This window comes from Pseudomonas sp. NPDC098747 (genome assembly GCF_044760045.1).
In the GTDB taxonomy this organism is placed as follows: domain Bacteria; phylum Pseudomonadota; class Gammaproteobacteria; order Pseudomonadales; family Pseudomonadaceae; genus Aquipseudomonas.
The window spans coordinates 131,472-143,064 of the sequence record NZ_JBIWAL010000007.1; the positions used below are offsets into that span (position 1 = coordinate 131,472).

The window sequence follows — 11,593 nt, forward strand, 5'->3', positions numbered from 1 at the left end:
ATGCTTCCGGCTCTATGGGTTGCCAAAACGGGTCTGTCCGCTCAGGACACCAACCTGACCACCATTTCCAACAACCTGGCGAACGTCTCGACCACGGGTTTCAAACGTGACCGCGCCGAGTTCCAGGACTTGCTCTATCAGATCAAACGCCAGCCAGGCGCCCAGTCGACTCAGGACAGCGAACTGCCGTCAGGTCTGCAAGTGGGTACCGGTGTGCGCATCGTCGGCACCCAGAAAAATTTCACCGCCGGCAGCCTGCAAACCACCGAGCAGCCGCTGGACATGGCCATCAACGGTCGCGGTTTTTTCCAGATCCTGCAGCCGGACGGCACCACTTCCTACACCCGTGACGGTACGTTCCACCTCGATTCCAATGGCCAGATCGTCAACGCCAGTGGTTTCGCTCTGGAGCCTGCGATCGTTATCCCTAACGACGCGCAAACCTTCACCGTCGGCAATGACGGCACGGTTTCCGTCACGCTGCCCGGCAACGCTGCCTCGCAAGTGATCGGCAACCTGCAGACCGCTGACTTCATCAACCCGGCCGGTCTGCAAGCCGTGGGCAACAACCTGTTCCTGGAAACCGCCGCTTCCGGCGCGCCGCAAGTCGGTACTCCGGGTCTGGCCGGTTTCGGTACCACGCTGCAGAACACACTGGAAACATCCAACGTCAGCACCGTTGAAGAGATGGTCAACATGATCACCACTCAGCGCGCTTACGAGATGAACTCCAAGGTGATCTCCACCGCCGACCAGATGCTCTCGTTCGTAACGCAGAATCTGTAATCAAGTCTATGAGGCGGCCATGAGGTCGCCTGCAATACCGTGAGGTAGGGTCATGAATCGCTTTGTATCTGTTCTGGCATTGAGTGGGGTCGTCTCGCTCGCGGGCTGCGTCGCCCCGACGCCCAAGCCCAATGACCCTTACTACGCTCCGGTGTTGCCGCGCACGCCGTTGCCGGCGGCTGCCAATAATGGCTCGATCTATCAGGCCGGCTTCGAGCAGAACCTGTACAGCGACCGCAAGGCATTCCGGGTCGGTGACATCATCACCATCACCCTGAACGAGCGCACCCAGGCGAGCAAGAACGCCAACTCGCAGATGGACAAGAACAGCGACAACTCGGTCGGTCTGTCCTCGTTGTTCGGTTCCAGCCTGACCACCAACAACCCGATTGGTGGCGGCGACCTGAGCCTGAACGCCGGCTACAGCGCCGACCGTTCGACCAAGGGTGACGCCAAGTCGGGGCAGAGCAACAGCCTGACCGGTTCGATCACCGTGACCGTCGCCGACGTGCTGCCCAACGGCATCATCGCCGTGCGCGGCGAGAAGTGGCTGACGCTGAACACCGGTGATGAGTTGGTGCGAATTGCCGGCATGGTCCGTGCCGATGACATCGCTACCGACAACACCGTGTCGTCGACCCGGGTCGCCGATGCACGCATCACCTATTCGGGTACCGGCGCGTTTGCCGACACGAGTCAGCCAGGCTGGTTCGACCGCTTCTTCCTCAGCCCGCTGTTCCCTTTCTAGGTGGCTACGTTGAATTTCAAGAGCCTCATGCTGGCCGCCGTTATGTTGTCGGTGACCTTCAATGCACAAGCCGAGCGGCTGAAAGATATCGCCAGTATTTCTGGCGTGCGTTCCAACCAATTGATCGGCTATGGCCTGGTGGTCGGGCTTAACGGCACCGGCGACCAGACGACGCAGACGCCATTTACCCTGCAGACCTTCAACAACATGCTCTCGCAGTTCGGTATCAAGGTACCGCCGGGATCGGGCAACGTGCAGTTGAAGAACGTCGCGGCGGTTTCGATCAGTGCCGATCTGCCGGCGTTTGCCAAGCCGGGTCAGCAGGTCGACATCACCGTTTCGTCGATCGGTAACTCCAAGAGCCTGCGCGGCGGCACACTGTTGCTGACCCCGCTCAAGGGTATCGACGGCAACGTCTACGCCATCGCTCAGGGCAACCTTGTCGTCGGTGGTTTCGACGCCGAAGGTCGTGACGGTTCGAAGATCACCGTCAACGTTCCGTCGGCCGGTCGCATCCCTGGCGGTGCGTCGGTTGAGCGTTCGGTGCCGAGCGGTTTCAACCAGGGCAACAGCCTGACGCTGAACCTCAATCGCTCCGACTTCACCACCGCCAAACGCATCGTCGACAAGATCAACGACATGCTTGGCCCTGGCGTCGCACAAGCCATCGACGGCGGTTCGATTCGCGTGACCGCGCCGCTCGATCCGAGCCAGCGAGTCGACTACCTGTCGATCCTGGAAAACCTCGAAGTCGATCCGGGTCAGGCCGTCGCCAAAGTCATCATCAACTCGCGTACCGGTACCATCGTCATCGGCCAGAACGTGAAGGTTTCGCCTGCCGCCGTGACTCACGGCAGTCTGACCGTGACCATCACCGAAGACCCGATCGTCAGCCAGCCTGGCCCGTTGTCCAACGGCCAGACCGCTGTCGTGCCGCGTTCGCGAGTGAATGCCGAACAGGAAGCCAAGCCGATGTTCAAGTTCGGCCCGGGCACCACCCTCGACGAGATCGTCCGTGCGGTGAACCAGGTCGGCGCGGCACCGGGTGACTTGATGGCGATTCTTGAAGCACTGAAGCAGGCCGGCGCGTTGCAAGCCGACCTGATCGTGATCTGAGGACGGCCACTATGGATATGCGCAAAAGCGGTCTGGTCGGTAGCAGCGATTCGGGTTCCTACTCCGACCTCAATCGTCTGAATCAGCTCAAGGTCGGCGACAAGGACAGCGACACGAACATGCGCAAAGTTGCGCAGGAATTCGAATCGCTGTTTATCGGTGAAATGCTCAAGTCGATGCGCTCGGCCACCAATGCGTTGGGCGAAGATAATCCGCTGAACACGCCGGCAGCCAAGCAGTATCAGGAAATGTACGACCAGCAGTTGGCTGTTTCCATGTCCCGCGAGGGCGGTGGTATTGGCCTGGCCGACGTGCTGATGCGCCAGATGTCGAAGAACAAACCGATGGCGCCGGGCGAGGCTGAAGCCGCTTCCGCCGCCAAGCAGGCAGCCGCGAAAGCCGCTGCCGCTAATGTCGCCACACCGATTGCCGCCGGCACCGTCGGCACTGGCCCGTTGTCACGCCTCAATGGTGAGCGTCCGCTGTGGGCCTCGCGTTCGGTGCATGCGCCGAACACCCAGCTCGCGCACAGCAATGACATGGCGCTGATCAACCAGCGTCGTCTGGCCTTGCCGCCGAAACTGGCTGATCGTTTGCTCGCAGGGCTGGTGCCGTCGGCCACGCCTGCCGCAACAACTCAATTGCCGCAACGCGCCACGACTGCTGCCATCACTGGTGCAGGCCCGCTGTACAACGGCGACTGGCTGGCGCGTGCCGAGGCTGAAAAAGCCTCCGGCGAGCAGATGCAGGTTTACGGCCGTGCGATGGCGCAGATTCCGCTGGCGCCAGCGAAAAAAGCCTTCAGCTCTGCCGACGCATTCGTCAACACCATGCTGCCGATGGCCAAGGAAGCCGCCGACCGTATCGGCGTCGATCCGCGTTACCTGGTGGCGCAAGCCGCACTGGAAACCGGTTGGGGAAAATCGGTCATGCGCGCACAGGACGGCAGCAGCAGCCACAACCTGTTCGGCATCAAGGCGAGCAGCAACTGGCAGGGCGATTCGGCCCGGGCAATCACCAGCGAGTTCCGCAATGGCGCGATGGTCAAGGAGACGGCCGAGTTCCGTTCCTATGCCTCCTACAAGGACAGTTTCCACGATCTGGTGACTTTGCTGCAGTCCAATAATCGCTATCAAGAAGTGCTGAAGTCGGCCGATAACCCAGAACAGTTTGTACGCGAGTTGCAGAAGGCCGGTTACGCAACCGACCCGAACTACGCGAGCAAGATTTCGCAGATAGCCAAGCAGATGAACAGTTTTGAAAACTACGCTGCGGCGGGCGTTTCCACCACGCCTTTATAGGCACAAGGTATAAGGTCTGAACCATGAGTTTGCTCAATATCGGGATGTCGGGGCTGTCGGCTAGCCAGTCCTCTTTGGCTACGACAGGCAACAACATTGCCAACGTCGACACCGCCGGTTATTCGCGCCAGCAAACCGTGCAGGGCACCAAATCCTCGCAGCAGTTCGGCAGCGTTTTCATCGGCACGGGCACAACCCTGGCCGACGTGCGCCGGGTCTACAACTCGTACCTGGAAACCCAGTTGCACACCGCGACTTCGCTCAGCAGCGAATCGGCGTCGTATCTGGCGCAAGCCAAACCACTGGACGGCACGCTGTCCGACGTCAACACCGGCCTCACCGGTGTGCTGCAGAAATTCTTCACCTCGATGCAGGGCGTATCGACTTCGGCCACCGATGACACTTCCCGTCAATCGGTGCTGACCGGCGCACAGGCGCTGACCGGTCGCTTCAACTCCATCGCCAAGCAGTTGACTGACCAGAACACCACGATCAACGGCAGCCTGAGCGACATGACTGCCCAGGTGAACAAACTGGCCAACTCGATCGCCGCGCTCAACCAGAAGATCGGCGAAATTTCCACCAGCGGTGGCGCGCCGAACGATCTGCTCGACAGCCGTAACGAGGCCGTGCGTCAGTTGTCCGAACTGACCGGCGCGCAAGTCGTCGAGCGCGGCACCAGTTTCGATGTGTATGTCGGCAGTGGCCAGCCGCTGGTCATCGGCAACACCACCAACTCCCTCAGCGCCGTGCCGAGCAAGGATGACCCGACGCGCCTGGGCATCCAGATGGATCGCGGTTCGAGCACCATCGACATCACTTCGGTGATCAGCGGTGGCGAAATCGGTGGCTTGCTGACCTATCGCAAAGAAGTGCTCGACCCGTCGCTCAACGAGCTGGGGCGTGTGGCGCTGGTCGTCGCCGATCAGATCAACAGCCAGCAAGCCCAGGGCATCGACAAGAACGGTGACTTCGGCGCGGCGATTTTCAACAATATCAACAGTGCCGCGCTGATCAGCCAGCGCAGCATTGCGCAGTCGGGCAACAGCGCAGGCTCGGGCAACCTTGACGTCACCATCAAGGACACCGGCAAGCTGACCAGCAGCGACTACCAGGTGACGTTCACCAGCGCCACCGATTACACCGTCAAGCGTTCCGACGGCACCGACATGGGCGCCTTCAGCACCAACACGACGCCACCGCCGGTGATCGACGGCTTCAGCCTGGCCCTCAAGGGTGGCGCGTTGAGCGCGGGCGACAGCTTCAAAGTGACGCCGACCCGTAACGCGGCAGCGAGCATCCAGACCGTACTCACCGATCCGAAGAAAATCGCTGCAGCGGGTCCGTTGACCGGTGTCGCCAGCGCCAACGGTCTGGGCACTTTTACCCAGCCGACGCTCAGCAGCAAGATCGATATCTACAACCCGACTGCCCAGGCTGACATGCAGGCAGCGCTGAAGAATTCGACGCCGGTCAAGCTGGTGTTCGGTGCGGTCTCCGGGGGCAGTCAGTCTTACACCTTTGTGGATGCCAAGGGCGGTCTCATCAGCAGCGGCACTATCGTTCCTGGTCAATCGAACACGCTGGACCTGAAAGTCGGCATCGTTGATGCCAGCGGCAACCCGGTGCTGGACACCAGTGTTACGCCGAACGTACAGAAAACCTTCTCCGTGCAGACCACCGTCGGCGGCACGCCGAAGCCCGGCGAAACCTTCACCATGAACATGACCGGCGCGTCGTCTTCGGATAACCGCAATGCCCAGGCGCTGGTTGGCCTGCAAACGAATCAGACCGTCGACACCGGTTCGGCGAGCAAAGGCATCAGCCTCACCGACGCCTACAACAAACTCGTGACCAACGTCGGTACCAAGACCGCCCAAGGCAAGTCCGACGTTGAAGCCACCACGGCGATCCTGACGCAGGCTGCCGGCGCGCGGGATTCGCTGTCCGGGGTCAACCTGGATGAAGAAACCGGCAACCTGGTCAAATACCAGCAGTACTACACAGCGTCTTCGCAGATCATCAAAGCTGCGCAGGAAACTTTCGCCACGCTGATCAACAGCCTTTAAGGAGTCGTAATTCATGCGCATTTCCACCGCCCAGTATTACGGAACGCAAGCTGCGGACTATCAGCGTAACTTCAACAAGGCGCTGGCCACTGCCAGCGAGGCGAGCAACCTGCAACGCATCAACACCGCTGCTGATGATCCGGTCGGTGCCGCACGTTTGCTGCAACTGGGCCAGCAGGCGGCGATGCTGGATCAGTACACCACCAACATCAGCAGCACGAAGAGTGCGCTGACCGTGCAGGAATCCACGCTGGATGCCATCACCACGGCGTTGAGCCGCGCCAAGGAAATCTCTCTGGCCGCCAACAACGGTACGATCACTGACAAGGACCGCCAGGCGTACGCGTCGGAACTGGGCGAGATCCAGAAACAAGTGCTGGGCCTGATGAACTCTAAGGACGCCAACGGCAACTACCTGTTCTCCGGTTCGAAAACCGACACCGCACCGTATTCGCAAAATACCGACGGCACCTACTCCTACAACGGTGACCAGACCACCATCAATCTGGGCATCGGCGATGGCCTGGCGGTCGGCACCAACACCACTGGTTGGGATGCGTTCCAGCAGACCATCAATACCGGTCGCACCAACACCACCATGACTGCACCCGCGGTGGATGATGGTCGCGTCGTACTGTCCAACGGTACCGTTGGCACCGCTGCCACCTATAACTCGACGTTCACCAGTGGTCAGCCGTACACCGTGGCCTTCGTCAGCAGCACGCAGATGAAGATCACCGACGCCCAGGGTAACGACGTGACTGCTGACGCCAGCAAGAACGGCGTGATCAGCAACACCAGCGGCAGCAACCAGAGCTTCAGCTTCCGCGGTGTCGACATGAAGCTGAACCTCAACCTGAAGGCCGGTGACACCAACCCGGATGCGGTCATTGCCGGGCACAGCTTTCAACTGGCGGTGACACCGGACACGTTCACCACTTCGCGTAGCCCGGGCAATGCTTCGACGGCGGTGATCACCGGTTCCAGCATCACCGACCAGGCGGCCTATACCGCGGCATTCCCGCAGGGTGGGGCGATCCTCAAGTTCACCAGCGCCACTGCGTTCGACCTGTACGCTGCGCCGGTAACCGCTGACAGCAAGCCTGTGTCTTCGGGCACTGTGGCCGGTAGCAACGCGACGGCAGCCGGTGTGACATTCGCCTTGGGTAGCGCCCCGGCAGCCGGCGATCAATTTTCGATTCAGCCGAACAACCACCAGACTCAGAACGTACTCGACACCCTGGGTCAGATGATTACCGCGCTGAACACGCCGATCGATGGCGACCCGGTGGCCAAGCAGAAGCTGCAAGGCGCCATGGAGGCCGGTATCGGCAACATCGACGCCGCCGCCAATCAGATCGGCACCGCTGTCACTTCCATTGGTGCCCGTGGCCAGTCGCTGGATATGCAGTCGGTCACCAACGACAGCCTGAGCACAGCGAACACCACGACCCAAGGCTCGATCCGTGATTCGGATCCTGCTGAAGTCATGACCCGCCTGACCTTGCAACAGACCATGTTGCAGGCCGCGCAACTGGCGTTCAGCAAGATCAGTCAGTTGGGCCTGTTCAACAAGATCTGACGGTAACGGGCGCGCAAGCGCCCGCTAGCTCGGCTCTTTAGTTTCCAATGTCTTTTTTCGCGGTTTCAGAGGGCTCGCAGTTCCGGGCGGGTTCCCGCCGCTTGCGAGTCCGCCGTGAATTCACTTCCCCTTGTCAGCCTTGTCATTCCTGCGTTCAATTCGCGCTTTTTCGAGCGGGCATTGCGCAGCGCCGTCAGTCAGGGCTATGGCAATCTTGAAATCATTGTGTGCGATGACAGTCGCGGCAGTGAGATCGAAGACATCGTTACGTCGGTTGTCGAGCAGGCCGGCGTCGCCGTGCGTTATGTGCGTAATCCGCACACGTTGGGAATGGTCGGCAATCTGAAAGCCTGCCTGGATCAGGTGCAGGGCGAGTTCATCAAGTTCTTGTGTGACGACGATCATCTGTTTGCCAGCTGTGTCGAGTATCAGGCTCGCGTGCTGGCCGAGCGTGACGAGGTCAATCTGGTGCTGGCCCAGCGTCTGCTTTGGGACGCCGACGATATGGTGCTGCCTTCACGTCTGGAAAATACGCCACTGTCACCGATCAGTGGTTTGTTCAAGGGTGACGACTTGCTGGCAATCTTCGAGGCGTTCCCGGCGAACATCCTCGGTGGTTTCAGCAGTGCCATGTTCCGTCGCACCGATGTTCTGGAGTTGTTGCCGGCGCTGACGCAGCCCGAGCACTGCTTTGTGGCTAGCCTCGATTTTGCGCTGTTTGTGTGTTTGATGCGGCGCGGCAACGTGGTCGTGTCCAACCATGTATTGAGTGTCGAACGCCTGTATCCCGATCGTCTGAGCGGCCAGCAAGCCATGAAGGACGCGCTCGAAATCGAGCGGCAATGGCTGACGCAAATGCTCAAGGCGCGCGCCGGAGAATCCGCGCCTGCAAAGGGTTGGGTGCGTTATGTGCCGTTGCCCAAGGCAGATGATTCGCCACGGGTCTGGGAAGAATTGCCGCTGAGCCGCACGCTCGGCACGAAACAGAGCGCTCAGATATGGGCGGTCGGCAGTAGCAGCCTGAGTTTTTCCGAACTCTATACGCAATGGCTGGAGTGCCGCACGCTCAGTGACGTCCAGCGCAGACTATTGCCGGACACGCTGGCAGGCTGGCCGTCAACGCCGCGAATCGTGCCAGTCGTGGTTGATGAACAGGGCAGTTCCGCGGCGCTGGAACGTACGCTGGAGAGTCTCGCCGCGCAGGTCTATGCGCCCGAGCTGACACTGGTGTTGTCTTCCACTTGCGCTGAGCCGGTACTGGACGGACGTGTATTCCATTTGCCGCTGCAGGATGATCGCCTGCAACAGATCAATGAATTGCTGCCACAGTTGCAGGGAGCCGACTGGTTTTATCTGCTGCGTGCCGGTGATCGTCTGGTGCCCCCTGCCTTGCTGATGATGGCCGAGCGAATCGCCTTCAACAGCGATTTGCAGTGTCTATACAGCGATGAAGGCAGTTTGCGGGCGGGTGAGTCGGTGGAGCCGGCATTCAAACCTGACTTCAACCTCGATCTGATGCGCACCTACCCTTATGTCGGCCGCACCCTGGCGTTTCAGCGCAATGCCTTTGTGGCGCTCGGCGGTTTCGATTCGACGTTCACTGAGTTGGCGCCTCACGACCTGTTGTGGCGGATGGTCGAAGATCAGGGCACTCAGGTGGTCGGGCATCTGGCCGAGATTGCTATCGAGTCGACATTCGATTTGGCCGAGTGGCTATCGCTGCCGCAAGTGACTGAAAACAACCCGCGATTGCTGACGGCCCATCTTGATCGTCTGGGGATCGCCCACGACATGCGTCGCGGCAGCGTCGAGCTGCTCAATCGAGTCGATTACCGGCATGTGAATCGGCCGTTGGTCTCGATCATCATTTCTACCCGCGACAAGATTTCAGCGTTGCAACGTTGTGTCGAGAGCCTGCTGGAAAAAACCGCGTACAGCGAGTACGAGCTGTTGCTGGTCGACAACGGCAGCGAGACAGCCGAGGCCCAAGCCTGGCTGGCCGGTATGGCGCAACTGGGCAGCGATCGGGTGCGAGTGCTGACGTACCCGCAGCAGGGTAACGTCGCAGCCTTGCGCAATTTTGCCGCTGCCCAGGCGCGGGGCGAGTACGTGCTGCTACTCAACCCCTTTTCGGTGATCACTCAAGGTGACTGGCTCGACGAGTTGCTCAACCACGCCCAGCGTCCGGAAGTGGGCATCGTCGGTGCCAAGCTGTTCAATCCCGATGGCTATGTTTTGCATGCCGGGCTGGTGCTGGGCTTGCAGGGGCCGGCCGGTGTGCCGTTCTATGGTCAGGCGATGCAGTCCGCGGGGTACATGTTCCGGTTGCAGGCGGTTCAGGACCTCAGCGCCGTCGGGGCTGATTGCCTGATGGTGCGCAAGTCGGTGTTCGATGCGGTTGACGGTCTGGATGAGCAGGGCCTGCCGCGCACGCTGCACGAAGTGGACCTGGCCCTGCGCGTCGCCCGGCAAGGGTATCTGGTGGTCTGGACCCCGTACGCGGTGCTGGCGCTCGGCGCGCAGCCAGTCGAATCGGTCATTGATGAAGCAGCCATCTCACACAGCGAGCAGGAAAAAACCTTCTACAAGCGCTGGCTGCCGGTGGTTGCCCGTGACCCGGCCTACAACCCCAACCTATCGTTGAATGGGGCCACCCGTTCGAGTTTCACGCTCGAGCCGGGTTTGCGCAGTGGGTGGAGCCCTTTGCGCAATAACACTTTGCCGAAGATTCTCGGGTTGCCAATCAATGCCTCCGCCGTCGGTCACTATCGTGTCACCCAACCGCTGATTGAACTCGAAGCCGCAGGCAGGGTGCAGGGGCAGATTCGCTATAGCGTGAACCTGCCACCGATTGTTGAAATCGAGCGTCTGTCACCTGATGTGATTGTTCTGCAAGGCCGTTATTCCGAAGCGCCGATCAACGAGATGCCAGTGCTGCGCGACTACTTCAATGCGCGGCGAATCTATGAGCTGGATGACTACGTCATCGATGTTCCCCATCGCAATGCGCATATCCGCAACATGCCGGACAAGCATCAGATGGAGCGCCTGGTTCGCCGTGCGATCGGCATGTGCGATCGCGTCGTCGTCTCGACTCAGCCGTTGGCCAACGCATTGGCGGATATGCATCACGACATTCGTGTGGTGCCAAACATGTTGGCCAAAGAATTCTGGAGCAGCCTGAGCAGCCAGCGCCGGACCTCGAAAAAACCGCGCGTCGGCTGGGGCGGCGGCACCAGCCACCACGGTGACCTGGCGGTGATCGCGGATGTCGTGCGCGAACTCGCGGATGAAGTCGACTGGGTGTTTTTCGGCATGTGCCCGGACGACCTGCTCCCGTACATGCATGAGTTCCACGGGGTAATCGCCCTCGACGCGTATCCGGCGAAACTGGCCAGCCTCAATCTCGATCTGGCCTTGGCACCGCTGGAATTCCACATCTTCAACGACTGCAAGAGCAATCTGCGTCTGCTGGAGTATGGCGCTTGCGGTTACCCGGTGATTTGCACCAACACCGAGGCCTACCAAGGCTATCTGCCGTGCACGCGGATCAAGACCAACACCACGGATGAATGGCTGCAGGCAATCCGCATGCACCTGGCCGACCCGGATGCCAGCTATCGCATGGGTGACGATTTGCGCGAAGTCGTGCTGCGCGACTACATCTTGCGCGGCGATAACTTGCGTTATTGGGAAAGCGGCTGGCTGGCGGATTGATGCCCGCCAAGAGTGATGCGTTTGCCATGTTTGGCTGATAACTAAATCCAGCACTGTCGATCCTGCAATGGGGTTGATGACAAGCAATGCTGCGTAGGGCGAACCCGATTTCGGGTTCGCCTTTTTTTGGCCTGGCGCCCAGCGACACGGAACTCCTGTAGCTGGCGCGTTTCCTGCAAGTCCCCCTCAAATCGCCATAAAACGAGCGCTCGCGGGTATCCCACCTGCGCCCGAACCGGCAAAAAGGTTAGCCAGTAGGCCGCAAAGCTCAAGA

The 11,593-nt window shown here is 60.2% G+C and carries 7 protein-coding genes; all 7 read left to right on the plus strand.

Translation table 11 applies throughout. The features are described from left to right. Positions 1–786 (plus strand): flagellar basal-body rod protein FlgG, encoded by a 786-nt coding sequence (gene flgG / locus ACIQVE_RS06790; RefSeq protein WP_042558187.1) that lies wholly within the window; start codon positions 1–3, stop codon positions 784–786. Between the two features lie 52 nt (positions 787–838). Beyond that, complete coding sequence (gene flgH, locus ACIQVE_RS06795) at positions 839–1,534, plus strand: flagellar basal body L-ring protein FlgH (RefSeq protein ID WP_402805901.1); 696 nt, start codon at positions 839–841, stop codon at positions 1,532–1,534. A gap of 27 nt (positions 1,535–1,561) precedes the next feature. Beyond that, positions 1,562–2,650, plus strand: a complete 1,089-nt coding sequence (locus ACIQVE_RS06800) for a flagellar basal body P-ring protein FlgI (protein WP_186532077.1) — start codon at positions 1,562–1,564, stop codon at positions 2,648–2,650. Between the two features lie 11 nt (positions 2,651–2,661). After that, positions 2,662–3,951 carry a flagellar assembly peptidoglycan hydrolase FlgJ gene (gene flgJ, locus ACIQVE_RS06805; protein WP_402805904.1) on the plus strand — a complete coding sequence of 430 codons (1,290 nt, stop codon included), beginning with the start codon at positions 2,662–2,664 and terminating at the stop codon, positions 3,949–3,951. A 23-nt stretch (positions 3,952–3,974) separates the two neighbouring features. Next, positions 3,975–6,020, plus strand: a complete 2,046-nt coding sequence (gene flgK, locus ACIQVE_RS06810; protein ID WP_402805907.1) for a flagellar hook-associated protein FlgK — start codon at positions 3,975–3,977, stop codon at positions 6,018–6,020. Positions 6,021–6,033: 13 nt separating this feature from the next. Beyond that, positions 6,034–7,602 carry a flagellar hook-associated protein 3 gene (locus tag ACIQVE_RS06815; protein WP_402805910.1) on the plus strand — a complete coding sequence of 523 codons (1,569 nt, stop codon included), beginning with the start codon at positions 6,034–6,036 and terminating at the stop codon, positions 7,600–7,602. Between the two features lie 114 nt (positions 7,603–7,716). After that, complete coding sequence (locus ACIQVE_RS06820) at positions 7,717–11,319, plus strand: glycosyltransferase (protein ID WP_402805912.1); 3,603 nt, start codon at positions 7,717–7,719, stop codon at positions 11,317–11,319. Positions 11,320–11,593 lie beyond the last annotated feature (274 nt).